The sequence below is a fragment of the Nitritalea halalkaliphila LW7 genome (genome assembly GCF_000265075.1).
In the GTDB taxonomy this organism is placed as follows: Bacteria; Bacteroidota; Bacteroidia; order Cytophagales; family Cyclobacteriaceae; genus Nitritalea; species Nitritalea halalkaliphila.
This window is the reverse complement of the sequence record NZ_AJYA01000034.1, coordinates 1-25,873: the sequence shown is the minus strand read 5'-3', so window position 1 is coordinate 25,873 and position 25,873 is coordinate 1. Positions and strand designations below refer to the sequence as shown.

At 47.9% G+C, this 25,873-nt stretch carries 19 protein-coding genes and 5 pseudogenes; 7 read left to right on the top strand and 17 right to left on the bottom strand.

Going from position 1 to position 25,873, the window contains the following annotated elements; all coding sequences use genetic code 11:
* Positions 1 to 231, top strand: a 231-nt coding sequence (locus A3SI_RS20905; protein WP_009056118.1) for a hypothetical protein, incomplete at its 5' end; no start/stop codon positions are given.
* On the opposite strand, the gene A3SI_RS17600 is transcribed toward A3SI_RS20905, so the two are convergent.
* The 7 genes from A3SI_RS17600 to A3SI_RS11670 form a co-directional block, all read right to left on the bottom strand.
* Complete coding sequence (locus A3SI_RS17600; RefSeq protein WP_009056117.1) at positions 148 to 1,383, bottom strand: DUF6600 domain-containing protein; 1,236 nt, start codon at positions 1,381 to 1,383, stop codon at positions 148 to 150. The two genes, A3SI_RS20905 and A3SI_RS17600, sit on opposite strands and share 84 nt — an antisense overlap.
* A 329-nt stretch (positions 1,384 to 1,712) precedes the next feature.
* Positions 1,713 to 1,889, bottom strand: coding sequence for a Lacal_2735 family protein (locus tag A3SI_RS18965; RefSeq protein WP_040670804.1), 177 nt, complete (start codon positions 1,887 to 1,889; stop codon positions 1,713 to 1,715).
* A gap of 123 nt (positions 1,890 to 2,012) precedes the next feature.
* Complete coding sequence (locus A3SI_RS11690) at positions 2,013 to 3,629, bottom strand: toxin-antitoxin system YwqK family antitoxin (protein WP_040670802.1); 1,617 nt, start codon at positions 3,627 to 3,629, stop codon at positions 2,013 to 2,015.
* Between the two features lie 170 nt (positions 3,630 to 3,799).
* Positions 3,800 to 4,798, bottom strand: coding sequence for a 3-oxoacyl-ACP synthase III family protein (locus A3SI_RS11685; RefSeq protein WP_009056112.1), 999 nt, complete (start codon positions 4,796 to 4,798; stop codon positions 3,800 to 3,802).
* 77 nt (positions 4,799 to 4,875) lie between these two features.
* Positions 4,876 to 5,781: an MBL fold metallo-hydrolase gene (locus tag A3SI_RS11680; RefSeq protein ID WP_009056110.1), complete on the bottom strand. Its 906-nt coding sequence runs from the start codon at positions 5,779 to 5,781 to the stop codon at positions 4,876 to 4,878.
* Positions 5,782 to 5,785: 4 nt separating this feature from the next.
* Complete coding sequence (locus A3SI_RS11675) at positions 5,786 to 6,484, bottom strand: SOS response-associated peptidase (RefSeq protein WP_009056108.1); 699 nt, start codon at positions 6,482 to 6,484, stop codon at positions 5,786 to 5,788.
* Positions 6,485 to 6,514: 30 nt separating this feature from the next.
* Entirely contained in the window at positions 6,515 to 7,483 is a 969-nt protein-coding gene (locus A3SI_RS11670) for a YheT family hydrolase (protein ID WP_009056106.1), read from the bottom strand.
* Between the two features lie 120 nt (positions 7,484 to 7,603).
* On the opposite strand from A3SI_RS11670, the gene A3SI_RS11665 reads away from it, so the two are divergent.
* The 4 genes from A3SI_RS11665 to A3SI_RS11650 all read left to right on the top strand — a co-directional run bounded on the left by A3SI_RS11665 (position 7,604) and on the right by A3SI_RS11650 (position 12,180).
* Complete coding sequence (locus A3SI_RS11665; RefSeq protein ID WP_009056105.1) at positions 7,604 to 9,307, top strand: pyruvate dehydrogenase complex dihydrolipoamide acetyltransferase; 1,704 nt, start codon at positions 7,604 to 7,606, stop codon at positions 9,305 to 9,307.
* 69 nt (positions 9,308 to 9,376) lie between these two features.
* Positions 9,377 to 9,919: an ATP-dependent protease subunit HslV gene (gene hslV, locus A3SI_RS11660; protein ID WP_009056104.1), complete on the top strand. Its 543-nt coding sequence runs from the start codon at positions 9,377 to 9,379 to the stop codon at positions 9,917 to 9,919.
* Between the two features lie 246 nt (positions 9,920 to 10,165).
* Positions 10,166 to 10,834: a TetR family transcriptional regulator C-terminal domain-containing protein gene (locus A3SI_RS11655; RefSeq protein WP_009056103.1), complete on the top strand. Its 669-nt coding sequence runs from the start codon at positions 10,166 to 10,168 to the stop codon at positions 10,832 to 10,834.
* A 5-nt stretch (positions 10,835 to 10,839) separates the two neighbouring features.
* Complete coding sequence (locus A3SI_RS11650) at positions 10,840 to 12,180, top strand: ABC1 kinase family protein (protein WP_009056102.1); 1,341 nt, start codon at positions 10,840 to 10,842, stop codon at positions 12,178 to 12,180.
* Between the two features lie 211 nt (positions 12,181 to 12,391).
* Here A3SI_RS11650 and A3SI_RS23575 read toward each other — a convergent pair.
* Both A3SI_RS23575 and A3SI_RS11640 read right to left on the bottom strand, forming a co-directional pair.
* Positions 12,392 to 13,650, bottom strand: a pseudogene (locus A3SI_RS23575) (type IX secretion system plug protein).
* A gap of 26 nt (positions 13,651 to 13,676) precedes the next feature.
* Positions 13,677 to 15,639, bottom strand: a pseudogene (locus A3SI_RS11640) (ABC-F family ATP-binding cassette domain-containing protein).
* 270 nt (positions 15,640 to 15,909) lie between these two features.
* On the opposite strand from A3SI_RS11640, the gene A3SI_RS18335 reads away from it, so the two are divergent.
* Both A3SI_RS18335 and A3SI_RS11635 read left to right on the top strand, forming a co-directional pair.
* Positions 15,910 to 16,308, top strand: coding sequence for a hypothetical protein (locus A3SI_RS18335; RefSeq protein WP_083836507.1), 399 nt, complete (start codon positions 15,910 to 15,912; stop codon positions 16,306 to 16,308).
* A complete protein-coding gene (locus A3SI_RS11635; protein WP_009056098.1) occupies positions 16,274 to 17,041 on the top strand; it encodes an MraY family glycosyltransferase in 768 nt (255 codons plus the stop codon). Before A3SI_RS18335 ends, A3SI_RS11635 begins: the two co-directional genes overlap by 35 nt.
* 151 nt (positions 17,042 to 17,192) lie before the next feature.
* Here the strand turns inward: A3SI_RS11635 and cas6 are convergent, their stop codons facing one another.
* The 8 genes and pseudogenes from cas6 to A3SI_RS19360 all read right to left on the bottom strand — a co-directional run.
* A complete protein-coding gene (cas6, locus tag A3SI_RS11630; RefSeq protein WP_009056096.1) occupies positions 17,193 to 18,092 on the bottom strand; it encodes a CRISPR-associated endoribonuclease Cas6 in 900 nt (299 codons plus the stop codon).
* A 100-nt stretch (positions 18,093 to 18,192) separates the two neighbouring features.
* Positions 18,193 to 19,291 (bottom strand): annotated as a pseudogene (ychF, locus tag A3SI_RS11625) (redox-regulated ATPase YchF).
* A 12-nt stretch (positions 19,292 to 19,303) separates the two neighbouring features.
* The gene (locus A3SI_RS11620) at positions 19,304 to 20,392 is read right to left on the bottom strand and encodes an AI-2E family transporter (RefSeq protein ID WP_009056094.1); all 1,089 of its coding nucleotides are present in this window, start codon (positions 20,390 to 20,392) and stop codon (positions 19,304 to 19,306) included.
* Between the two features lie 90 nt (positions 20,393 to 20,482).
* The gene (locus tag A3SI_RS11615; protein WP_009056092.1) at positions 20,483 to 20,812 is read right to left on the bottom strand and encodes a DUF3276 family protein; all 330 of its coding nucleotides are present in this window, start codon (positions 20,810 to 20,812) and stop codon (positions 20,483 to 20,485) included.
* Between the two features lie 245 nt (positions 20,813 to 21,057).
* The gene (locus A3SI_RS11610) at positions 21,058 to 21,408 is read right to left on the bottom strand and encodes a 4Fe-4S binding protein (protein ID WP_009056091.1); all 351 of its coding nucleotides are present in this window, start codon (positions 21,406 to 21,408) and stop codon (positions 21,058 to 21,060) included.
* Between the two features lie 116 nt (positions 21,409 to 21,524).
* Complete coding sequence (locus A3SI_RS11605; protein WP_009056090.1) at positions 21,525 to 22,067, bottom strand: bactofilin family protein; 543 nt, start codon at positions 22,065 to 22,067, stop codon at positions 21,525 to 21,527.
* 461 nt (positions 22,068 to 22,528) lie between these two features.
* Positions 22,529 to 24,795: pseudogene (locus tag A3SI_RS11600) on the bottom strand (aconitate hydratase).
* A gap of 537 nt (positions 24,796 to 25,332) precedes the next feature.
* A pseudogene (locus tag A3SI_RS19360) lies at positions 25,333 to 25,873 on the bottom strand (hypothetical protein); the annotation flags it as partial.

The following is a 25,873-nucleotide window of genomic DNA, read 5'->3' as shown; positions in this document are numbered from 1 at the left end:
GTTACGGTGCCGCTACTCCGAGAGGAAGAACTCCCGCTACTGCGATTTACGGTACCGCTACTCCGAGAGGAAGAACTCCCACTGCTGCGATTTACGGTACCGCTACTCCGAGAGGAAGAACTCCCGCTGCTGCGGTTTACGGTACCGCTACTCCGAGAGGAAGAACTCCCACTGCTGCGGTTTACTGTGCCCCCAGAGTTGCGCTGCTGTGCCGGAGGGGCAGCCTGCTGACGGCTTCTCTGCTCGGCAGGAGGAGCTGCCTGCTGCTGACGGCCTGCTGTGCCGGAGGAGCAGCCTGCTGACGGCTTCTCTGCTCGGCAGGAGGAGCTGCCTGCTGCTGACGGCCTGCTGTGCCGGAGGGGCAGCCTGCTGCTGACCACGAGCATTGCGCTGCTGCTGTAACTGTTGCTGCTCCCGCGCTCGCTGGCGACTTGTAGGCGCTGCACTTTGCGTGCCTCCCTGCGTACCGTTATACACTGCATCGCGCTGTGCTGCCCGTCCGCTTGATGGAGCTGCTGCCTCACGTGCTGCATTTCTGCTTCTATCTGAGCTGCCACCAGCTATGGCGGCATTTGGGGCGCTCTGTCTCGGCTGCTGACGGCTGCGGAATTCCTCCCTGCTCACCGCTTGACTAGGTCGTGCGGCAGCACCCCCCCGCGTGGTCGTCAAGTTCGGACGGTACACCTCTATGGCATTGTTGCCCACTTGGGTTTGCCCTGCTCTTCTTGCCTGGCGCACTTGGTAGACGGGCACATTTTGGTTTGTCGCCTGACGAATCTCCTGACGGCTAGGTCCAGAGAAGAAAGTGGCATTGTTATACACGGTGGTATGGTTGATAATCGTCGTATTCTGGTAGATATTCACCACCTGAGTAGGCCCTACGAAGTGGCGATGAAAATTTCTATGATAAAACCTTCTACGTGGAACGAAAACCCAGTGGTTAGTGGGAATCCCTGTAAACACGGTGACATTCAAGCCCGGGCCTAAAGGTGCCCAACCGAAGTGTCCGCCTCCTTGTCTCCAGGAGACCCATGCTGGCGCCCACTCATAACCAGGAACCCATGCCCAGCCATAGAAATCATCCCAGAACCAGCGCCCATAATGGAAAGGCGCCCAGCCCCAAGGGTACTGTGAAACCCAGGTGTTGCCAAATTCCGTCATAGCCCAGTAGCCATTCGTGACGTAAGGCTGAAAGTTCCCCCTTACATTTGGAATCCAGATATACCCATGTGTAGGATCTATTACCCAGTCCCCATAAGGACTTAACTCCTGATAAAACACTTGAAAATTTACGCCAACAGCCTGTCTTGCTTCCGACTGAAGGATTACTCCCATTCCTAATCCCAAAATAAGGAGTAATCGTATAACGATCTGCTTTTTCATATTTGCTTGGTTTAGGTCTTTGTCTTATTACACGTCAACGAAGCGCATTTGTTTCGCAAAAATTATTTTTTATGGAATTTTTATCTGATTAATTAGCTAAAAACATAAATAAAATTTTGATAAATGATTTTGAAACAGCCCTAAAGCAAATGGGGCAAATACACTGCCAACACTTGTTTTTCCCTATGTTTATAACGCCAAATAAGGAAAATATTTCCCTGTACGCCCGCAGATGGCTATTCGCCAAATCGCCTAAAAAGCAAAAAGCAGGCATTTGCCTGCTTTAGCATGTATACATGGTGAGTATGAACACTTTTTAAACCCCTAGCTTAGCCTAGCTCCTTCTTTAAGGCATCAATTTTTTTCGCCACCTCTTCGGCTTCTGCCATCAACTTGTCCGCAGCAGTGCGGTCACTATGGGACATTTTGTGGGCTTTTTCCATCAGTCCCTTGTACTCTTCTTGTAGCTTTTCGATGGGCGTCTTTTTCTTAAATAATCCGAACATATCGCTGTTTTCTTTAAAAAACCCTTCTGCATAGGGAATTGTTCGCCCTCTCGGGCAATAAAAAAAGAGCCGCAACACGCTATTCGCATTGCGGCTTCCACCTTCCTTGACCTTCAAATAAATTTAGAAGCGCTGGAAATTTATCTCAGGCTCTGGCTCTTGCTCTGGAACCAGCTCATCATCATCGAAAACAAGAACCTCTTGCAGACGACCATTGATATTAAAGTAGCGCCACTGCCCCTGCTTTTTCCCCTCGATCATCTCTCCTTCGGAAGCCTTGCGTCCATTTTCATGGTAATAAATCCATGTTCCCGTAGCACGGCCATCGCTGTACATGCCCTCGGACTCCTTACGACCATCGATGTAGTAGGTGATGCGAACACCATTTCCGTCTTGGAGCGTTCCCTTGTCCCACGTTTTACTGCCATCAAAACTAAAATAATCTCCCACGTTCATCAGACGCCCATTGGTCCAAAACTCTTCCTGCGTGAGCTGCTTGTTGTCATAAAACAACCCCCAAGTACCGTGCTCATTACCAAGGCGGTAGCTGCCGATGCTCTTCAGCTGCCCCCCATCATAGTAGTACACCCACTGTCCATTTTCTGCTCCTAAAAGGTATTCGCCTTCCGCTATTAATATCCCGATACGGTTAAAGTATTTCCAGTTGCCCGTCTTCACATTATTCCGATACTCTCCGATGCTGTACAGCTGACCTTCTGGATGAAAATTTCTCCAAATTCCCGTGCGCATCCCCGACTCATTAAACTCGCCCGTCACTGAGGGGCTGCCATCTGCATGAAATTCTTCATATTTGCCGACAGGCACCCCAAGCTTATAGGTTTTACGCTTCGAAAGGGTGCGGTCGGGATAAAATTCCTCCCAGGTGCCCACGGGAATATCATTTTCATAGCGTTCGATCCGGGCTATCCGACGATTTTCATAATAATAGGTCCAGGTGCCCGTTCGGTTACCACGGTCATCATAAGACGTTTCGGAGGCCACGCGTTTGGTGCCTGGGAAATACGTCACCCAGTCCCCTACTTTGCGCCCCATGTTGTACTCTCCCTCCTCTTCGATCACATTCGCAAAGGAGTAGCGTTTAAAAGGACCATGCGGCTCCCCTCCCTTATACATCACTTCTGAAACCAAAAAACCGTCTGGGTGGTACTCCATATAAGGACCCTCTTGGACACCCTCTTTAAAGGTCTGCACCATACCGAGTTGACCGAAATAAAAGTACGTCATCCAGCGCCCATCTTTTTTTCCGTTTACATACTGACCTTCTTCTTTCACCTGGCGAGGATCCACGAAGCTGGGCACATTTTCTCTACCGAAAAAAGACTTATAAGGGCCTACTAAGACGCTGTCCTCATAGATTTTCTGCTCGATAAGCGCTCCAGACTGGTCGAAAGCGGCAAAAGGCCCGTTCAAAATCCCGTTTCGGTAATTTGCCTCTACGGCTTTTTGGCCAGAAGGGTGAAAGGCCTGCGCCGCCCCGTCTCGCTTGCCGTTTAGGAAATTCGCTGTCTGCAGCAGCCTCCCTGTCTTCGGATCTTCGAAGCGCCAAAGCCCCTGCATGCTTCCCTGTGCGATAACGCCGGATGCTTTTAGACTGCTGTCTGCGCTGTAAATCGTTTGGATAGCGGCATCCCGCTGCTGCCCGAAGGTGTGGAACATACCCCCGAAGTAGCAGATGCTTACGAAGAGAGCGAAAAGACTTGGACTAGTTCGAAATTTCATGGTCTATGATGTTATTTAAGTCTTACTTGCCCGTCACCTAAGAGGGACAATGAACTTAACAGAAAAACAGTTTTCTCTCTATTTACCTGATAATATTACGCATTTAAATTGGTAATGTTATTTTATTCTCATCCTTTGGCCGCGGCCAAAAAACGGGCCAACAGATGCCCTTACCAGCGTAGGAGCGCAGATGCCCACGCAAAACCACTGCCAAAAGCGGCCAGGCAAACCAGATCTCCCTCCTTCAGGCGGCCCTGCTCCCAGGCTTCGCTCAGCGCGATCGGAATCGTCCCGGCGGTGGTGTTCCCCACGTACATGATGTTATTAAACACCTTTTCATCCGGAAGACCCATTTTCTGCTGAATATAATTACTGATACGAAGATTCGCCTGATGGGGCACGAGCAGGTCGATGTCCGCTGGCTGCATGCTATTCGCTTGGAGTGCCTCTAAAATCACCTCTTGGAAACGCACCACAGCATGCTTGAATACGGCATTTCCGTTCATACGCAAAAAGTGGCTGCCTGTCTCCAGCAAGGCGGCGGACAGACGGTCTTCGCGGCTGCTACCGGGATCTTTACAGTATAATTCTTCGGCGAAATTTCCATCTGCGTGTAAGTGCGTGCTTAAAATATGCGGCTGATCGTCTTCTACAGCCGTGAGGATGGCAGCCCCCGCTCCATCGGCGAAAATCACGGCGCTGGAGCGTCCTTCATCGCTTTTATCGAGCGCGGAGGATTGGATTTCCGCTCCTACGACCAATATATTTTTATACATGCCCGTGCGAATGAACTGGTCTGCCACGGAGATCGCGTAGATAAAGCCGGAGCAGGCATTCCGGATATCGAGTGCACCGATGCCTTCCATACCGAGTTCACGCTGCAAGAGCACGCCATTCCCGGGCAAGAAATAATCGGGGGTGATGGTAGCGAATACGATAAAATCGATGTCCTTTGGGCCGAGGCCCGCCCGCTCCAGTGCCATCTTAGTGGCTTCCACGGACATACTCGTGACGGTATCCTTCCCCGGCGTAAACCAGCGACGGGATTCGATGCCGGTGCGCTCCACGATCCACTCGTTATTCGTATTCATGAGGGTGGACAGGTACTCGTTAGTGATCACTCTTTCGGGCAGATAATGGCCTACGCCGCTGATTCTGGCTCTTTTCATGGTAGGATAAACGTTTATTTGGGTTTATATGAAAACGGAACGTGGGGTCCGCTGTTCAGTATTTTCTTTGTTTGGGCCTACAAAATACGGCCACTTGCCTTTAATTTCCAAAAGCGAAGTAATCCTGCCACGGACATCCAGCTGGGATTCGCGTACTGATATACCTGTATGAGCGCATCTGAACATCCTTTTTCGCGCAGCTGTCCCTCGGTATAGGCCATAAAAGCAGGTGTAATTTCTGCCGGATTGGTGCCTGCGTCGAAGTGGGGCTTTATCCAGCCGGCCCAGTCGTCGAGGATAGCTTCCAGCGCCTGTAGGTGTGCGTCGACCTCTTGGATTTCACCATAATGGGTGAGCAGCAGGCGGGCGGGGCGCTCCTGTCGGAGCAATGCGATGGAGGCTTTCCAGTCTGGGATATGAATATCGGGCGGTGGACAGGGGGGCACCACAGGGCCTGCCTGGATTTTTACACCGGCCACATCACCGGTAAAGATACTGTCTCCGAGCTTATAGGCGACATGGTGTACGGCGTGACCGGGCGTATGCAGGGCTTTTATCGTTAGCCCTCCGATCTGCAGCACTTCCTCATGGCTTACGGCGTAGAGGTACTCTTCTGCGATCGGCTCCATGCTGCCCCAGAGGCGCTCCATGTCGTCTCCGTAAATCTGGGCTGCCGAGTTCCAAAGCTTTTCAGGTGAGGCCAAATGCGGAAGACCGACGGGATGTACGTAGACTTTGGCCCCGCGGGCCGCCCACTTCCACGCTGCACCGGCATGGTCAAAATGGATGTGGGTAAGCAGCACATGGCGCACGTCAGCCGGGTCAAAGCCCTTCTCCCGGATGGCTGCCTCTAGCTGGGCATGGGTACTTTCGGGGCCAGATTCGATGAGCAGAAGCCCGTCCTCCGGTGTTTCCACTAAAAAAGAGGCTATCGCTTCGGCGGCCTCCTGAAATTTCAAGTCTAAAAGATGAATGTCTTGCATATTTTTATCCGAATAGGGTATAATTTCCAAATTGATCCATGGGATCAGTGCGACGGATCATGCTAGGGTGGTCCTGGGCGGCATGATTCACCATAGGCGACACGGGGTAGCTCAACATGCGCTCCGCGGAAAAGGGTTGTAGGCAGTCCTGAAGGGTTTGTGCCGAGCTGTACGGGTCGAGCCAGCGCTGCTGTGCTTCCCGATCTAGGATCACAGGCATACGGTCGTGCACCTCCTCTACCAGCGCATTCGGGCTGCAGGTGATGATCAGAAAGGTGTGGCGCGACTCTCCGGAGGTGGTCTCATACTCTTCCCAGATGCCTGCAAAAGCAAAAAGCCCCCCATCTTCTAACGTAAAGCGGTAGGGAATTTTCGTCTTTTTCCCGACGCGCTTCCACTCATAGAAGCCATCAGCAGGAATGATGCAGCGGCGCTGCTGGAAGCCCTTGCGAAAGGAAACCTTCTCCTGCACCGTTTCTCCGCGGGCATTGATAAGCTTTTCAGCCACTGGCTTGTTTTTCGCAAAGTCCGGAGTGATGCCCCAGTAAAAAAAGGAAAAGCCTTTTCGCTGAGCCCCAGTGATGAGGGGTAGCAGCTGGGTGGGAGCGGCATTATAGCGCGGCTGAAAAGGGGCCAGCATTTCCGCTTGAAAATACTTTTCTAGCTCCTCTTTACTCTTTGAAAGCGTATATCTACCGCACATGTTGGGATCGTTTTTTTTGATTTCCAAAATTTACGCAATGCCTTCCATAAATTCAACTACTCTACGCTCTGACCAGTAAGTTTCTGCACGATCTTTTGGGGTAAAGCCCACATGGCCGCCTTTTTCCGGGAACTCGAGGTGTAGGTACTGGGATTTTTTGCCTAGGGCAAAGGGAAAGCAGCTAGGGCTAAGAAAAGGGTCGTTTTGGGCATTTAGTAGCAGGGTGGGCACGCGGATTTCAGGCATAAACTGCAGGGCGGCGCATTGCTGATAGTAGTCAGCAGCTCCAGCGAAGCCATGCAGGGGAGCCGTGATGCGGTCATCGAACTCGGCCAGCGTCCGGATATTGGCCAGCCCCTCCTTAGGTAAGATTTCGGGGAAAGTTTGGGCTTTTTGGGCTACTTTTTCTTTTAGTGTCTTTAAAAACCGTTTGGTATAGAGTATGTTGTCCGCTTCTGCGAGCCTGCGGGAGGCATCGGCCAGGTGTACAGGTACTGAGAGGGCTGCCACGCCTTTTATTTTGCCGCTGGCGGCCCCCAGTTCCCCTACATATTTTAGCGTAAGATTACCTCCTAGACTGAAGCCGACGAGGTAGATCTCTTCATATTCGCTGCTAGCGAATTTTACTACTTCATGCAAGTCTTCAGTCGCTCCTGAATGATAGAAACGAGGAAGGAGGTTAGGTTCACCGGAGCAGCCCCTATAATTCCAGGAAATCACATCGAAACCTTTAAAAAAGAACGATTTCGCCATTCCGGTCATGTAGGGCCTATTACTATTTCCTTCTAAACCATGGCTAAGAATGAGAATTTTTTTGCTATTTTTGTGACGCAGGCGATCAAGTGCTAAAAAATCCGCATCTGGCGTAAAAATTCGCTCCCGAACAAAGGGTAAGGGATGGGGTTTACGAAAGAGCGCCGGATAGATCGTCTGGAGATGACCGTTAAAGAGCCAGCTGGGTGCTTGGTAAGTAGAGTCAGAAGGGTGTAAAGTGGGCATGAAGGGTGTGGATCTTGACTTCAGGTACTGTAACGTAGGCGAATTTACGGCGTTTAAATTTGAATAACGTAAGCAAACAACTATTTTTGAATACTTCTTTAGAAAAGAACTCATAAAGATATGGCAGAAATCATACGCATGCCGAAGATGTCGGACACCATGGAAGAGGGTGTTATCGCGGCTTGGCTTAAGAAAGTTGGTGACGAAGTGAAGCCGGGAGATATTCTCGCGGAGGTAGAAACAGATAAAGCGACGATGGAGCTGGAGTCCTATGATGAGGGCATCCTGCTGCATATCGGAGTGGAAGAGAAAAACGCCGTGCCGGTAAATGGTGTGATCGCCATCATCGGTGAGAAGGGTGAAGATATAGCGGATCTACTTCAGGATCTGGAAAACGTTGGCGACGGAGAGGCTTCAGATTCTTCTAAAAAAGAAGAAACAGCCGATGCTGACAGTGCTAGCGAGGAGAGCAAGGCTGCAGAAACGGCAGAAGCGGAGGAAGCGGAAGAAGTAGACACCTCGGATATCGCGGCCACGGTGATCACGATGCCGAAGATGTCGGACACCATGGAAGAAGGCACGATCGCTTCTTGGTTGAAAAAGGTGGGTGACGAGGTAAAGTCTGGTGATATTATCGCAGAGGTAGAAACCGATAAGGCGACGATGGAGCTGGAATCTTACGAAGACGGTGTGCTGCTGCATATCGGTGTGGAAGCCGGTGAGGCCGTGCCTATCGATGGTGTGATTGCGGTCATTGGAGAAAAAGGAGCGGACTTCGAAAAGCTTTTGAAGGCCCATGGCCAAAAAGATGCTCCGAAGAAAGCAGAAAAAGCCCCCGCCCCTACTAAGGAAAGTGCGAAGGCGGAAGCCCCTAAACAAGAGGAGCCTGCGAAGGAGACCCCGAAAGCAAGTAGTGCGGACAGCAGGGCGAGCAGCACAGATAATGGCCGCTTGAAAGCTTCCCCTCTGGCAAAGCGTCTAGCAGAAGAAAAAGGCATCGACATTCGTGAGGTAAAGGGTTCCGGAGAAAGTGGACGTATCATCAAGCGTGATGTAGAAAACTTTACGCCGAAGGCAGCCCCTGCGGCTCCTGAAGCGGCGGCAGCTAGCAGCAGTGCAGCAGCAGCTCCGGCTATCGGTCAAGAATCTTTCCGTGAGGAAAAAGTTTCTCAGATGCGTAAAACCATCGCCAAGCGTTTAGCGGAAAGCAAGTTTACGGCTCCGCATTTTTACTTGACCATGGAAATCAACATGGACAAGGCGATCGCGGCACGTAAGAGCATGAACGAGATTTCTTCAGTGAAGCTTTCCTTTAATGATATGGTGATCAAGGCTGCTGCGGCCGCTTTGCGTAAGCATCCGAAAGTAAACTCCTCCTGGTTAGGAGATAAAATTCGCTACAACGACCACATTCATATCGGGATGGCGGTAGCTGTAGAAGAAGGTCTTTTGGTACCAGTGATCCGTTTTGCGGACGCGAAATCGCTGTCTCAGATTTCTGAGGAGGCGAAGAGCTTGGGGGCTAAAGCGAAGAATAAAGAATTACAGCCGAAGGATTGGGAGGGGAATACCTTTACCATTTCGAACCTTGGCATGTTCGGTATAGAAGAATTTACTGCGATCATTAATCCGCCTGATGCGTGTATCATGGCTGTGGGTGGCATTAAGGAGACGGTCATCGTGAAGGATGGTCAGATGCAGGTAGGTAATGTGATGAAGGTAACCCTTTCCTGCGATCACCGTGTGGTGGATGGCGCGGTGGGCTCTGCTTTCTTGCAGACCTTCAAACAATTACTAGAAGATCCGGTTAGGATTTTGGTTTAATAGTATCCTTTCTTTGAAGAAGTCCTGCACGGTGTAGGACTTCTTCTACTTTTACAGAAAAATAAGTTTATGGAAACGATAAAAGCAACTACTGTAGTAGCGATCAAACATGCGGGGCGTGTGGTGGTCGGTGCCGACGGGCAGGCGACGATGGGCAACACGGTCGCTAAAAGTAGTGTCAATAAGGTGCGTACGCTCCTCGGGGGTAAGGTGGTAACTGGTTTCGCTGGCTCTACGGCGGATGCTTTTACGCTGCTGGAAAAGTTCGAGGCCAAGCTGGGTGAGCACAATCAACAGATGAAACGGGCTGCGGTGGAGCTGGCTAAGGAATGGCGTATGGATCGCATGTTGAGTCGCTTGGAGGCGATGATGATCGTGGCGGATGCTGAAGATGTGTTGATTATTTCCGGTACTGGAGATGTGATCGAGCCGGATATGGGCATCGCGACGATCGGTTCTGGCAGCATGTACGCCCAGGCGGCTGCGCGGGCGCTGATGAAGTTTGCACCTCAGCTGAGTGCCGAGGAGATGGTGCGCGAATCGCTTACGGTGGCAGCGGACATTTGTATTTACACGAATCACAATTTTGTTTTTCAAGAAGTGAAGCAGTAAGGATTTCTGTTTTTTTCATTCAGAAAAGCCCGCTGTTCTACACATAGCGCCTCGGATAATCTGGGGCGCTATTTTTTTTTACGCGTACATTTTGCGCGGAGCGCGGCCCGAAAAAAAATGAGGAGGAAAAAGCAACAAGGAACCGTGGGCAGGCAGAAAGAAAAAGCAATTCAAGCCCTATTTCGCTATGAAATCCTAAACTTAAGCGGGGGTTTGGCTGTTAAAAGGGAAGTAAGTTGATATATTATGGAGAATACGACAGCACAGCAGCCGTCCACTGTGGACCCAAGAACGGCCATATTAAATGGTTATGTTTTACATGTTTTAGAAGAAGGCAAGGAGCCTGCGTCCATGTTTAAGTTCGCAAAGAGTTTAGACATGCAGGAATCCGATATCTATACCTATTTTACTTCCTTTACGGCGATTAAGTCGGCTGTTTGGGTTTCTATATATGATGCTACCCTGAAGCAGTTAGAGGAGCAGGAAGTGTATGCCACCTATAGTGCGCGGGAGAAATTACTCGGCTTTTTATTTACCATTATCGAGGAGTGGAAGAAAAACCGTTCCTATCTATTAAGTCTATACGGGCACGACCCGAAGGCCTTAAAGCAGCAGTTTCCGGAGGAGGTGAAAGCCTTTAAGGGGAAGTTTCGTGACTTTGCGAACGAGTTGATTTTAGAGGGCAAAGAAACGGATGAAATCGCAAGTCGTCCGGTGATCTCGGATCGCTACGCGGATGCCATGTGGTTTCAGTTGTGGTTTGTGTTCCGTTTTTGGATCAAGGACACCAGTCCGGGTTTTGAGAAAACGGATGCTGCGATCGAGAAGTCTGTCAACTTGGCATTTGACCTGATGGGAAAAAGTGCGGTGGACACGTTCATTGATTTTGTGAAATTTATGTATCAATCTAAATAATCGCCATGAGTAATAAGGTGCAAGAACAGGAAAGCATTCCGGTATCGAAGGTGCAGCGTGCTGCTAAATTCATTCGGACGGGTGCAAAGGTGGGCGGAAACTACGTGAAGCACTATGCAAAAAAAGTGGTGAATCCCTCCCTTTCGAAAGAGGAGCTACATACCAATAACGCTACCGACATCTATGCTTCGCTTAGTGAGCTGAAGGGCTCGGCGCTGAAGGTGGCGCAGATGATGTCTATGGATAAGAACTTGTTACCGAGGGCTTATCAAGACAAGTTTACCATGGCCCAGTACAGTGCCCCTCCCCTATCGTATCCTTTGGTCGTCAAGACCTTCCAAAAATACTTCGGCAAAACGCCTGAAACCATGTACGACACCTTTACGAAGTCTGCGGTGAATGCGGCTTCTATCGGGCAGGTGCATCAGGCGACGAAGGATGGCAAGAAGCTGGCGGTTAAAATTCAGTATCCGGGGGTGGCGGACTCAGTTTCTTCTGATTTAAAACTGGTGCGTCCTTTCGCGCTGCGTCTGTTAAATATGAATGAAAAGGAGCTGGATCACTACATGGAAGAAGTGGAAGAGAAGCTCTTAGAGGAAACGGATTATAAGTTGGAGGTGGCGCGCTCTTTAGAGATTTCAGCTGCCTGCGCGGACATCCCGAACTTGGCTTTTCCAGATTACTATAAGGAATTAAGTAGTGAGCGCATCATCACCATGGACTGGATCGACGGGCAGCATATCAAGGAGTGGCTGGAAACGAACCCAAGTCAAGAAGATAAAAATAAGATTGGACAGGCGCTTTGGGATTTCTACCATCATCAGGTGCACAACTTGCTGCAGGTGCATGCGGATCCGCATCCGGGTAACTTTATCGTGCAAAACGACGGCAAGTTGGCCATCATCGATTTCGGCTGTGTCAAGGTCATCCCTGAGGACTTTTATAAGGGTTATTTCTCCCTGATCAAGAAGGACTTACTGATGCGTGAGGAGGAGTTAGACCAGATTTTCTACGGTCTGGAATTTATTTCCGATAAGGATACGCCTACGGAAAAGGCTTACTTTAAGGGGGTCTTTAAGGAAATGATTCGCCTGCTGGGCAAGCCTTTCCACGTGGACAGTTTTGATTTCGCGAATGATGCCTACTTCGAGGAAATATTCCAGCTAGGCGATAAGATTTCGAATGATAAGATGTTTAAAAAATCACGTCAGGCACGAGGTAGCCGACATGGTTTGTACATCAACAGAACCTATTTCGGGATCTATAACCTGCTGAATCAGCTGCAAGCGCATGTGGTGACGACCAAGCCTAAATGGTTGGAAGCCATCCCTTCGGAGTCTAAATAAGTGGATAAAGTGGAGGGAGTTCACAAAGGGATGTTCCCCGCTGGAAAACACTCCGTCTGAACCTTCATAAAAATCCCCACCTGCTGTTCGTAAGGTGGGGATTTCTTTTTCATAAGCGCTCACGCGCAAAGGAGGTATTGATGCGCTACCAGGGCCTCTTCTTGTACGCAGTCAAACAAGCTGGTCGAGAAGGAGCTTCGTGAGCGCAGCGTTACAATCTTCTTCTATTGGGATTGATATGCGTGTAACCGATAAGTTCATCGTATCGAGAGCCCATATCGCGGTAATAGATAAATACTTCGTATTCGTTTTCGGTCTCGAAGTGATCGCCTTCAAGCTCTGACATGACGAATCCATCAGGTGTCTTGTAGGCGAACTGATAATCGTACCATCCCTGCTTGAGCAGCAAGGTCGTCTGCCAGGTGTTCGTTTCCTTGTTGAGGCTCATCTTCGCGTCATCCATAGTTCCCCAGCCCGTCAGTGCTCCTACCACATAGGGAGTATCGCGCACCCCCTCGTTTTTCAAGTTGAAGGTGACCAGCATATACTCACTTTCCAGGTCGAAATTTTGGCGGTCGGCGGTAAAGATTCCGTACTGACCATTCATGTCCAGGTACTGGGAGTAAGCTTGGCCGCGGCGAATGGGCTCGGGCACGGTCTCCGCATAGACGATATCCTCCTCCATGGCCACGCGAGCGATATTGGCACCCCGGGTGCGCACGAAACGCAGGTCAGCAAAACGAAATTCGTTTCCGGCAAGAAAGGCGTTGGAGCCATCGAAATTTCGGAACTCCATGGTCTGCTGGTTTTCCCGAATCATAGTTGGCGTCAGGCCGTAGATCGCATTATCCCAGCGCTGGTTTTGGCGCACCACCACGCGGATGGCATTCCGGGGATCGAAGACCTCACGCGCGCCATAGTTGAGCATGATGTTCAACTGCTGCATCAAGCGCCGCTGGGAAGTTTGTGAGGGCGGCACGATTTCCACACCGGCTTTCACTTGGTTATCGAAAACCATAAAGCGCTGTGTGAGGATGGTTTGGCTCTCGTTTCTGCCCTGTAGACGCGAATCACATAATTTCCCGACTTGGTGACAGACGGAATATCGAAATTAAAGTGGATGTAAGGCACCCGCGTATCGATGGCATACTGATAGTCGGTCAGGTTAAATTCATTAAACTGATCTAAAAAATCATTATCGCGCAGGTCGGAAGGCGTCCAGTCGGCATTACAGTGGATCAGTTTCGCACTGTACATATCCGGATCATAGGCTAGGTCATCGAAGGAAAGTCTTAGCGGTGCGCTCCCGCGCAAAGGAATAACAGCGGGTCGCATCTGCGCTGCGAATTCGGAACTCCGAGGAAAAAGGCGCACAGAGACGATATTTTCTTCCATCACTTGGTTGTGCAGCACTTGCGCCTGAAGTGATAGGCTACTGATAATCAGTAACAGGCTGCTGAGTACCCACAGGAATTTATCTGAGGGCAAGCGTTTCCTCAGCCTTCTGTCTCGGCTGTAAGTTGATCGACTTCTTCTACTAGCTGTTCCCATTGTGTCGTTTTAACGTTTAGATCTTCTTGGTATTGCGCATAAAGCGCTTGTTCCTGCTGCATGCGTGCTGCATCGGCATAGAGCGCTGGGTCTGCGAGCAGCGCCTCCTGTTCTTGGCAGCGTTTTTCGGCCAGCATCAGCGCCTTTTCGATTTCTTCAAGCTGCCGTTGTTTTTGTTTCAAAGCCTTTTTAGCGGCTGCCTGTTCGGGGCTTTGTTTTTCGCTGCGGGGCTTTTTCGGGGCAGAGGTCTCAGCTTTCTGCTTGGCTGCTTCTTGGTTTTTGCCCGCTTCCTCCGCTGCTTTTTCGGCTTGTACTTTGGCCTGGAAGGCCTCAAATTCCGCATAGGTTCCTGGGTATTCCTTGAGCTCCAGGTCTTCTATGTACCAAATTTTATTTGCCACGCCACGGATAAACTGTCGGTCATGGGAGACGGTCACGAAGGTCCCCTCATACTGCTGCAGTGCTTGGATCAGAATATTCACCGACTGCATGTCCAGGTGGTTAGTAGGTTCATCTAGGAGCAGGAAGTTGGCCTCGGAGATCAGGGTTTTGGCCAGCGCCACGCGAGATTTTTCGCCACCGGAGAGTACTTTAATCTTTTTAAAGACATCTTCATCGCGAAAGAGGAAGCATCCCAGCACATTGCGCAGCTCCATTTCCGTTTTATCGCTGCCTGCTTGTGCCAGTTCTTGCAAGATTTCGTTCTCTACATTCAGTGCTTCGAGTTGGTGCTGCGCAAAGAATGATTTGATCACATTATGTCCTGACCTGCGGGTGCCAGTCTGTATAGGCTCTGAGCTATCGATGATGCGGAGGAGGGTGGATTTACCCTTGCCATTCGCGCCGATAAGGGCGATTTTATCTCCTCTTTCGATTCTGCCGGAGCTATTTTTCAAGATATGGATGTGATCTCCATAGCTTTTGCTTACATGCTCCATTTCCAGCACATCGCGACCGGACTTCACACTGAAGCGGAATTTAAAATTGACCTCTACTGTATCGTCCACTACCTCATCCACGCGGTCAAGGCGCTCGAGGCTTTCACACGAGACTGCACCTGATTGGCTTTAGTGGCCTTAGCGCGGAAGCGTTCGATAAAGCGTTCGGTCTGCTTGATCATCTGCTGCTGGTTCTCGTAGGCATTTTGTTGGATTTCCATGCGCTCCCGCTTTTCTCTTTGGTAGAAGGAATAATTTCCGGCATAGGGAATTAGGTTTCCTCCGCTCACTTCCACGATGGAAGAGACACAGTTGTCGAGAAATTCTCGGTCATGGGAGACTACGATGACAGCCCCTTCATAGGTTTTTAGGTAGTTTTCCACCCATTGGATGGAAGGCAGGTCGAGGTGGTTAGTAGGCTCATCGAGCATGAGGAGTGCAGGCTTTTCGAGGAGGAGTTTGGCCAGCATGACGCGCATGCGCCAGCCTCCTGAGAAGGTTTTCAGGGGTCGGGAGAGTTCTTCTGTACGGAAGCCGATCCCTTCGAGGACGGCGGCGGCTTTCGCTTTAAGGGCATAGCCATCTTGGCTTTCAAAGCGTTCTTGGAGCGATGCCAGCTTGTTCAGTGTCTCTTCGGAGTAGTCTGTTTCCAGTTTTTTCAGGATCTGATCGATTTCCTCTTGTAGGGCGAGTGTTTCTTTAAATGCCTCGAGAGCCACATCGAGGATGCTGTCGTCAGAGAGGTAGGACAGCAGGTCTTGGTTCAGGAATCCGATGGTGGTGTCCTTTGCTTTTTGGATCTCCCCTTCTGTGGCTGATAGTCTCCCACAATGAGTTTCAGGAGGGTGGATTTCCCTGTACCGTTTTGGCCTATGAGGCCAATTTTATCTTTCGGTTTTATGTGGAGGGAGGCATTTCGATAGAGCGCGCGACCTCCGAGGTAATAGGCCAGATTATGGATGGTAAGCATAAAACAAAAATAGGGAAAAAGCAGCAAAAAATGGCAGTTGAAACGCACTAAATCCAGCTCACTATTTTTTACGTATTTTAGGATAAGTTAAGTGTTTATCAATTATTTATACTTAATTTTAGAGCCGTTTTCCAAAAGATTAAAAGCGGGCTTCACCTCGGTTACATTATTATTCAATTACGTGAGATTATTGGATTTTAAATGAAGAGAAAGCCTTTTCCAAATTCCCAAATACGCGGTAAACAATCATTCTAGTAAGGTCAAGCAATCATGAGTTTCCTTTTACCCTTTTTATTGAGTTTTTTCTTATGCTTACTACTGATTCCCATACTGATTCACTTTTTACATGCGAAGAAGTTAACTGATAATCCGGGTGGAAGAAGAATACATCTAGAGAAGACTCCTTCTATGGGGGGGATAGTTATTGTAGTCAGTATAATTTTAACAAGCGTAGTTTGGATGGATTTATCAAGTTTTAGTGAGCTTAAATTTCTATTTTTAGGTTTGTTTCTCCATATGCTTATTGGGTTTTCTGACGACCTACTAGACTTAAGCCCCAAAACAAAACTTTTTAGTCAATTTTTTGCCAGTTTATTGATTATAGGCCCTGGAGAACTCTATTTTTCGGAATTTTATGGTTTTTTTTGGCATCCAAGAGATTTCTCATGAAATAGGTGTACTAGTAACTATATTATTTTTGCTGGGGGTTACGAATGCGTTTAATTTCATTGATGGCTGCGATGGATTAGCTGCTACCATTGCTTTAATCATAATGACTTTTCTAACAGTATGGTTTTTCCAAATAAATGAATGGAAATACGCCATGCTTTGCCTTTCGATCGCTGGGAGTCTATTGGGTTTTCTGATTTACAACTGGCATCCTGCCAAAATATTTATGGGAGATACGGGATCTCTTTCAGTTGGATTCATTATCGCAGTACTCGTAATAGTTTTTGTGAAAAAAAATGGTGCCTTATCACCATGGGACTATTACAGGTTTAATTCGCCATTTGCAACTTCCTTTTCTCTCCTCTTATTACCACTATTTGATACCTTACGGGTATTTTACCGTCGGATCAAGCGGAGGCAATCTCCATTTCTTGCAGATAAAAGCCACATTCACCATTTTTTAATGCGAAGTGGCATTAAATCTGATCGAGTGGTATTTATTTTAGGCTTGTCAAAAATTGGCTTTATCATCTTAGCGCTTATAGGAGCTAAGAAAAGCGAATATCTCATGTTGCCCGCTTTGATGATGCTGACCTTGCTTCTAACATTTATAATGGAAGAATATACAGTTCGAAGAGTCAGACTGACAAGCAAGAAAAAACCACAATCCCTCAACCAAGTAATCCAGAAAGTAAATCGTGGAAAATTAACAAGTACCAAAGTATTGGAATAGACTAGGGTACCACAGGAAGCGGAAAATCGTACTTACTCTTGAGATCGATCTCTTTTGGGCTAAAAAAGTTACCTAGGTGGACGCAGAAAAAAGAAAGCACCTATAAAAGGCGCTTCCATAACAAGTTTCACACTATGAGTAATAACTATGCTTACGCTATACTTTCACCCTCGTCTCCGTTCTTAGAAGCGCTTTTTTCTTCATCCATACGTGGCTTGAAGGTACGCTCCTGTGGGCGATAAGGAACGAAGCCTTCACGCTTAAACTTATACGGTTCAGTACGCTGATTCGGCGCATGGTTGGCTAAGTCAAGCATACCAAAACCCTTATGGGTAAAGGCTCCCAACCCACACTGGAAGACAAAATCCTGTACTTCTGCGGCTGCATAGAGGGTAAACGGAAGCGTGTAGCCACGCACCTCATACTTCACATCCATGTCAAAAACCGAGTAAATACGGGCGAATTTCTTCTGCTGCTCACGGAGTTTGTTGATGTAGTTCATGTCAGGTACAACTTGAAACTTGTAGAAAGATTCCATCTGTTCAGGGGTGTACCAGCCAGACTTTTCCATACGAAGTAGGGTGGATTCGTAGAGGAGGTCTGAAAACTCATCGGTATCCGGATTGATAAAACGCTTGCCCGAGTCGTCGTTAAACGCTGGGGTGATGAGGACAAGCGGGGAGATACACACGAACTTGTTCGCGGTCTCGAGCGTCGGCATTACCTCTTGCTCCGTGTACTCTGGCGATAGAATTAAGTTGCCTAATTCTATTTTGGGCGTAGCAAATACCTGCTCCAGTAGGTAATCCATAAATTCCTCGTTGGGTGATGAAAGGACGAGGGTTACGAGACTGGAATAGTAATGCAAACCACTTCTACTGACTTTAGTCTGACCTTTAAGCCCAGAAAAGTTGAAGTAGTTGTAGTTAAAAAACTCTTCACGGCCTCCTTTTACGATGAGGCCCTTTAAGAATTGCGCCAGGATGTACTGGTGATGAAAGGGTAAATAAGCGCCTTTGTTCTTTAAAGAAAATACAAGTCTTATTCTCACGGGTATTTAAAAATAAATATTAAACAATAAGTTAACGGAAATAATTCTTTAATTGTTTGTTAAGCGACAAAACAAAAGTACGAAATTATTCCCAACTTACTTACACATTAAACCTAAAATGCATGATATCCCCGTCCTTAACTATATATTCTTTGCCTTCGATGGCTATTTTCCCATTTTCACGACAGGCGGCCTCTGTTTTGAACTGCTCATAATCGGGTAGTTTTATCACTTCTGCCTTAATGAACCCTCTTTCGAAGTCTGTATGGATCACGCCTGCAGCCTGCGGTGCCTTCCAGCCACGACGTATCGTCCATGCGCGCACTTCCTGAGGGCCTGCTGTAAAGTAAGTGATTAGGTTAAGTAGAGCGTAGGAAGCCGCGATTAGCTTGTTTAATCCGCTCTCCTCTAATCCGTATTCTCCCAGGAACATGGCCTTCTCCTCAGCGTCTTCGAACTCTGCTATTTGCGCTTCCAGCGCGGCGCATAATACGATTACTTCAGCCCCTTCTTCAGCTACCTTATCGCGAAGCGCTTCCACGAAGGCATTTCCCGTAGTCACACTGCCCTCATCCACGTTCGCCACATAAAGCACGGGCTTGATGGTTAGGAGATGTAGGTCGCGAACCGCTTCGAGGTCTTCTTTCTCCACTTCGATCGCGCGCGCATTTTTCCCCTCAGTAAGCCCTTGCTTGAAAAGCTGTAAGGTTTCTAAGTCCTTTTTTGGCTTTGGCATCGCCCGACTTTGCTACTTTTTCGATGCGTGCGATTTTCTTTTCTACCGATTCTAAGTCTTTTAGCTGAAGTTCGGTGTCGATGACTTCTTTATCAAAGATAGGATCCACCCCGCCAGCTACGTGCACGATGTTATCGTCCTGAAAGCAGCGGATGACATGAATGATGGCATCTACCTCCCGGATGTTTGCCAGAAACTTATTGCCTAAGCCCTCTCCCTTAGAGGCTCCTTTTACCAGACCCGCGATGTCTACGAACTCGATGATGGTCGGGAGGACACGCTGTGGCTTCACGAGCTGTTCTAACACCTCCAAACGGCTGTCTGGCACAGTAACGATCCCCTTATTAGGTTCGATGGTACAAAAAGGAAAGTTCGCTGCTTCGGCTTTGGTGTTCGATAAGGCATTAAACAAGGTGGACTTCCCTACATTCGGAAGTCCTACGATACCACACTGTAATCCCATTGTATGTTTTTCTTATGATGACAACTTAAATATTCTGTAAGCGCGATAGCCCTTATAGAACTCGATGATGGATACGCGAAAGATCGTATAAACAGGAATGGCAAAAATCATCCCCAATATACCGGCTACTTTTGCGCCCACAAAGATAATAACAAAAATTTCAAGGGGGTGTGCTTTTACTGATTTTGAGAAAATTAATGGCTGCAGCAGCACATTATCGATGAGCTGTACAAGGCCAAAAATGATTAAAATTCGGGCGATGTAGAGCACGAATTCACCCGATTCGGCGAAGTTCATCGTACTGATACCTACGAGCAGCCCGAAAGAAGCCCCCAGCACCGGGCCAGCGTACGGAATAAGATTAGCCACGGCAGCAAAAAAGGCGATGGTCAACCCGTATTCTACTCCGACGAAGGTAAGCCCAAGTCCAGCAATCGTAAAAATAGAAGTGATTTGAAAGAGCAGACCGATGAGGTAGTTGGACAGCAGGCGCTCTACCTTATTAAAGGTGGCCACGGACAGTTCGAAGTACGCATTCGGCACCAGGTTTAAAATATTTCTCCGCAGGAGACCATTTTCCAGCAGGAGAAAAAAAGTAATAAAAGCCACGGATATGACAGCGATAAAAAAGGAGCTTGTCGTACTAAAAACGGTATTGATAAGCCCCTGCACATTAATTTTTCCGATACTTCCGATAAGCGTTTCGCGCACCTGAATAATTAAAAACCCAGGCTCCGCATTCACTAGATTGTAGGTAATTAAAAAGTCTTCAATTTTCCCTACCGGATTCTGAATTTGCTCGTAGAGCACATCTAAATCGAAGCTGCCCAAACGCTCAATCTGTATGGAAATTAGGGGAACGAAGAGGAGGGCGATGCCAAACAACAGGCCCACGATGACGCCAAAAGAAAATAAGATCGCCAGCCAGCGCGGAATGTGCTGTCCTAAGATGTGGACCGCATTTACCCTGTTTGTAACTGGCCGGAGCACTGCCGCGATGACAAGTGAAAGTATAAAATAAAAACTGATCGTGGAGAAGTACCAGCCTAATGTAACTAGACAAATAATGATTAGGAGAAGGTACAGGATAAATTTTTTCATGGAGGATAGGACAAAAAAAGCACTTGCTCGAACACTAAAATAATAAAAGTTTCGAACAAGTGCCTCTACGCACTAGGGAGAATTATGCCTTTATTCCCACTTTAGTTCATCATCGAATCGCGATTCACTGGTTTCCACCTCAAACTGTGAAAAATCCACATCCGACATCAGGTCATGCTTGACATGATCTACCGCCTGATTCAGTGCCTCCACGAATTTGGCAAAATCTTCTTTATACAGGAAGATCTTGTGCTTCTCATAAACGAAACTGTCATCCTTCACCCGACGCTTACTCTCTGTTATGGTCAGGTAGTAATCGTTGGATTTTGTCGCCTTCACATCGAAGAAGTACGTACGCTTACCCGCTTTTACTCGCTGTGAGTAAATCTCATCTCTGTCGTTACCTCTGTTGTCTTCCACAGTCTAAAGAATTTAAAGTAGTTTTAGTTTGGTCTTAATAGGCAAGCAAGTTAAACACTTTCCAGAAAATAATTAAATGTCGCCCCGTATTTTTTGTAATGAACAGCAAAAGAGACGCAACCAACCACCCTAAAATGTAAAAAATAATATATAGCGTATAAAAAAAGAAGGGCGAACCCTTCTTTTTACGCGTTTCGATAAAATACGGCTAGTAAAATAAACCGATGTGGCGCAGCGCCTCTTGTTTATTCGCCGTGCATAAAGACCTTTTTCTGGAGCAGCTGCTCTTCAGACTCGCGGTGGTCTGGATCATCTACACAGCAGTCTACCGGACAAACTGCAGCGCACTGCGGCTCCTCGTGGAAACCCGTACACTCGGTACACTTGTCTGTTACGATGTAATAAAATTCATCCGAAACGGGCTCCTGCTCTTGGTCGGCATCTACTTCCTGACCATTTAAAAGCGTCACCTCACCACTTAACTGCGTTCCTCCACTCCAGTTCCACTCGATTCCTCCTTCGTAAATAGCAGTATTCGGACATTCCGGCTCGCATGCACCACAGTTGATGCATTCGTCTGTTATCATGATTGCCATAGCGTATCGTCAGTTTAATTTTAGTGGTACAATATTACACACAATAACAGGAATCAAGAAATAAAAGTTGTTATGCGAACTAATTTAAATTCAGTCTATCTAAGTCCTAATCTTAATCACCAAAGGTTCAGATTGAATTTAAAACGCCCACTTTTAGTAAGTAAATCTGTTTTTAGCTCGTCCCTCACTTCTAATTTGGCTTGTTCTGTATCCACAGCAAGCCTATTCGTACATGACTTAGCTACTTGAATCAGGTTTTTCGTGGCTGTCCCTTTAGTTTTTAAACACCTCTCTTTATCCACTGGGAACAAAAAAGCTGCAGCTTCTACACCCATAGTCAAACTTCCGTTTAGAACCGCACCTTCCTCGACAACTATCTGCTTACAAGACACTTCGCCAGAAATCCTAGAATTCATTTGACAAACTAACTTTTCCTCTATCGTAACATCGCCTCTTACTAGGCCTGAGACAACAGCCGAAATTGCACTTACGTTGCCAAATACCCTGGCATCGTCTGAAATGACTACTTTTCCACCGGCATGTATATTTCCGTAGACCGTGGCATCTACGTGCACATCATAGGTTGTTATAATATCACCGTGAATGGTTGTTTGCCCACTTAAAATACAAACATTTACGGGCTGCACCTGCTTTGACATAATGAATTTAGTTTATGGTTTTTTATAGTTTCTCTTGTAACCTCATATTTGGGATAGCACCAGTCATTCCACAACCGGAAATCCATACACTTACACATAGTGCTCACTACCTTCATCTAGCTAATTTCTGTAAGGAAAAGAATCATGAGAACCTTAGCAAACAAAGGCGCATTCGTTCTCTCTCCTTTAAACTGAGTTGATTTCCCAAAAACAGCCCTTTTTAAAATCTTGTTGCGTATTAATACGCGTTAGCCCACCGTTACAAACCAACTAGGACAATTAAGAATTGAAGTATTACGCTTGTAATATAGGGCATCCCATCATTTTTAGCAATGCCTTTTCTTTAAAAGAGATCTGAATTTCAAAAAAAATTTCGTGAGACACGCTCAACTTGTATACTTCGGATAAAACAAAAAAACGCTCGTAAAGAGCGTTTCTCTGTATCTAAAAAGACCTAAAACTTACTTCGCTACACTTGACTTAATCAGGTTTAACGCAGATCCGGCCTTAAACCATTCGATCTGACCAGCATTATAAGTATGGTTCACCGTGATTTCGTCAGAAGAACCATCCGCATGTGTCAGCACGACGGTAAGCGGCTTGCCTGGCGCAAAGCTTTCTAAGCCCTTAATCGCGATCGTATCGTCCTCCTGAATCAAATCATAATCAGCAGGATTCGCAAACGTCAAGGCTAACATCCCCTGCTTCTTCAAGTTTGTCTCGTGAATACGTGCAAAAGATTTCACTAAAATCGCACGAACACCTAAGAAGCGTGGCTCCATCGCTGCATGCTCACGAGAAGAACCTTCGCCGTAGTTTTCATCACCTACCACGATCGTTCCCACACCATGCTGCTTGTACTGACGCTGTACCGCAGGTACCTCGCCGTATTCACCCGTCAACTGGTTCTTTACTTTATTCGTCTCTTCGTTGAAGAAGTTGACAGCACCGATGAGCATGTTGTTCGAAATGTTATCCAAGTGACCACGGAAACGTAACCATGGACCCGCCATCGAGATGTGATCCGTCGTACACTTGCCTTTCGCTTTAATGAGAAGTTTTAGACCTTCTAAGTCGGTGCCTTCCCAGGGCTGGAATGGATCTAATAACTGCAGACGGTCTGATTTCGGATCTACGACCACCTCTACCTGAGAACCATCCTCAGCAGGAGCCTGATAACCCGCATCTTCTACCGCGAAACCCTTCGTCGGAAGCTCTAAACCACTTGGCTCATCTAGCTTCACCTGCTCGCCCTTATCGTTCGTTAGGGTATCCGTCATCGGGTTGAATGTAAGGTCGCCCGCGATCGCCATCGCCGTTACGATCTCTGGCGAAGCCACGAAAGAGTGCGTATTCGGATTGCCGTCCGCACGCTTAGCGAAGTTTCTGTTAAAAGAGGTAATGATAGAGTTTTTCTCCTGCTTCTCGGCACCATGACGCGCCCACTGTCCGATACATGGACCACAAGCATTCGCGAGCACTACACCACCCATTTTACCGAATACATCTAAGAAGCCATCGCGCTCCACGGTGAAACGTACCTGCTCAGAACCCGGTGTAATCGTATATTCGGACTTCGCCGTTAATTGTTTGGCTACGGCCTGCTCGGCCAAAGATGCCGCACGTGAAATATCTTCGTAAGAAGAGTTGGTACAAGAGCCAATCAATCCTACCTCCAATTTGGCTGGCCAGTTGTTCTCCTTCACCGCAGCGGCGAACTTCGAAAGCGGCCAAGCTAAATCTGGCGTGAAAGGACCATTAATGTGTGGCTCCAACTCGGACAAGTTGATGTCGATGATTTGGTCGAAGTACTGCTCTGCATTTGCATATACCTCTTCGTCACCCGTAAGGTGTTCTTTGATGGCATTCGCCATGTCGGCGATGTCCCCTCTTTCTGTTCCTCTAAGATAAGCTTCTGACTTCTCATCGTAACCGAAGATAGAAGTCGTAGCACCGATTTCAGCACCCATGTTGCAGATCGTTCCTTTTCCGGTAGCCGAAAGGGAGCGGGCACCTTCACCGAAGTATTCTACGATAGCTCCTGTTCCGCCTTTTACAGTCAGGATACCAGCTACTTTCAAGATCACATCTTTAGCGGAAGCCCAGCCAGAAAGTTTACCTGTAAGTCGAACACCGATTAGTTTCGGGAATTTTAGCTCCCAAGGAAGGCCAGCCATCACATCACAGGCGTCTGCACCGCCTACCCCGATGGCGATCATGCCGAGACCACCCGCATTCGGCGTGTGAGAATCTGTACCGATCATCATACCCCCTGGGAAGGCGTAGTTTTCTAGTACCACCTGGTGGATGATACCTGCCCCAGCTTCCAGAAGCCGAGGCCATATTTATTCGAAACAGAAGAAAGGAAATCATACACCTCTCTGTTCTTGTCTTTTGCTTTCGTTAAATCCGCCTCCGCGCCTACTTCCGCCTGAATCAAGTGATCGCAGTGCACGGTAGAAGGTACCGCCACCTGGTCACGACCCGCCTGCATAAACTGTAAAAGCGCCATCTGTGCCGTAGCATCTTGCATAGCCACGCGGTCAGGCTGAAAATCTACATAAGAGACACCCCTTTCATAAGCGGTAGTGGCATCGCCCTCAGATAAGTGTGCATACAAAATTTTCTCTGCGAGGGTTAGTGGTCTACCGACTGCCTCACGAGCAGCTGCTATCCGGGAAGGAAATTTCGCGTAGACAGCTTTGATCATTTCTATATCAAATGCCATGGGAAACTGATTTTTATTTGTCGAAAAGGTTTATTTTAATCGATTGCAAATATAGCCATATAGGCCAAAAAAAGAAGCGTTTATACCGTATTCTGACTTATTTATAAAGAATATAAAGAAAATTTTCCCTTGTTAAAAATTCATACTACGCAAGAAAATTCGTCAATTAAACGGTAAATTAAAATAGATCCCGATTCCATGTTGCTACATCTGTTGCTTTCCTGTCCGCCAGCCCCCGAAGCCATCCCGAGCAGGCCCTCAGGCAAAAATGAAAAAATCCATAAGCATTTTACCACAAGTCTCCAGCTCCGCAGCGGTCACACGCTATCTAAAAGCTGCGAAATTTCGCTTTAATAGCATTTTATGCATGATTTTTACCTATTGAGAATGCCACGAAAAAAAGCCTTCCCCCCAGCCTAAAAACTGGAGGGAAGACTTTACTTTTAGGGCGCATATTCCTTCGTTTTTTTTGCGCGGAAGCGCAAAGCAAAAAGAGCGGCGACCTTATCCCCCTAGCTCTAGCATGGGGCACTTAACCTAACGAAAGGCAAAAGGCCAGGGTGTCCACATGGTCCGCATAATCCCGAAGGCCGGGACGCTGCGCCTCACCGAAGGCCACCTGCCTAGCGGTGTGCCCGCCTCCAGCAGTGCCGGCTGCCCCGCGACCAAGCACTGTATTTCCGAAGCCCGCGCCGCCAGATCCTGCTTCAGGCGCTCTTCCTGCTCATAAAAGCCATAATGCAGCACCGCGATGGGACTCACGAGCGCTTCCTCCTCCCGGGCTAAAAGAAAGCCCGTATCCAGATGTGGCACCTTATTGACCAAAAAGATACTTTTATTGTAATCGTAATTGTTTACGTACTTATGATGCTCCCGCACCCACTCGAAATCCGCGATGGCATCAAAAAAAGCATGTAGCTGCTCCTCCTTTTGGACATAGACCTTCGAAACATTTCGGCAGCCCAAGCCATAATAGGTGAACACATCAGCGGCCAGGGCACGCAACTCCTCCGCGGTCTCCGTCCCCCGCAGCACCGCCACCGACGTGCGGTTCTGGCGAATAATATGCGGATAGCGA

What these genes read in the sequence shown, in the direction of transcription:
- A3SI_RS17600 (WP_009056117.1), bottom strand. Translation starts at nt 1,383, where the DNA reads ATGAAAAAGCAGATCGTTATACGATTACTCCTTATTTTGGGATTAGGA.
- A3SI_RS18965 (WP_040670804.1), bottom strand. Translation starts at nt 1,889, where the DNA reads ATGTTCGGATTATTTAAGAAAAAGACGCCCATCGAAAAGCTACAAGAA.
- A3SI_RS11690 (WP_040670802.1), bottom strand. Translation starts at nt 3,629, where the DNA reads ATGAAATTTCGAACTAGTCCAAGTCTTTTCGCTCTCTTCGTAAGCATC.
- A3SI_RS11685 (WP_009056112.1), bottom strand. Translation starts at nt 4,798, where the DNA reads ATGAAAAGAGCCAGAATCAGCGGCGTAGGCCATTATCTGCCCGAAAGA.
- A3SI_RS11680 (WP_009056110.1), bottom strand. Translation starts at nt 5,781, where the DNA reads ATGCAAGACATTCATCTTTTAGACTTGAAATTTCAGGAGGCCGCCGAA.
- A3SI_RS11675 (WP_009056108.1), bottom strand. Translation starts at nt 6,484, where the DNA reads ATGTGCGGTAGATATACGCTTTCAAAGAGTAAAGAGGAGCTAGAAAAG.
- A3SI_RS11670 (WP_009056106.1), bottom strand. Translation starts at nt 7,483, where the DNA reads ATGCCCACTTTACACCCTTCTGACTCTACTTACCAAGCACCCAGCTGG.
- A3SI_RS11665 (WP_009056105.1), top strand. Translation starts at nt 7,604, where the DNA reads ATGGCAGAAATCATACGCATGCCGAAGATGTCGGACACCATGGAAGAG.
- hslV (WP_009056104.1), top strand. Translation starts at nt 9,377, where the DNA reads ATGGAAACGATAAAAGCAACTACTGTAGTAGCGATCAAACATGCGGGG.
- A3SI_RS11655 (WP_009056103.1), top strand. Translation starts at nt 10,166, where the DNA reads ATGGAGAATACGACAGCACAGCAGCCGTCCACTGTGGACCCAAGAACG.
- A3SI_RS11650 (WP_009056102.1), top strand. Translation starts at nt 10,840, where the DNA reads ATGAGTAATAAGGTGCAAGAACAGGAAAGCATTCCGGTATCGAAGGTG.
- A3SI_RS18335 (WP_083836507.1), top strand. Translation starts at nt 15,910, where the DNA reads ATGAGTTTCCTTTTACCCTTTTTATTGAGTTTTTTCTTATGCTTACTA.
- A3SI_RS11635 (WP_009056098.1), top strand. Translation starts at nt 16,274, where the DNA reads ATGGTTTTTTTTGGCATCCAAGAGATTTCTCATGAAATAGGTGTACTA.
- A3SI_RS11620 (WP_009056094.1), bottom strand. Translation starts at nt 20,392, where the DNA reads ATGAAAAAATTTATCCTGTACCTTCTCCTAATCATTATTTGTCTAGTT.
- A3SI_RS11610 (WP_009056091.1), bottom strand. Translation starts at nt 21,408, where the DNA reads ATGGCAATCATGATAACAGACGAATGCATCAACTGTGGTGCATGCGAG.
- A3SI_RS11605 (WP_009056090.1), bottom strand. Translation starts at nt 22,067, where the DNA reads ATGTCAAAGCAGGTGCAGCCCGTAAATGTTTGTATTTTAAGTGGGCAA.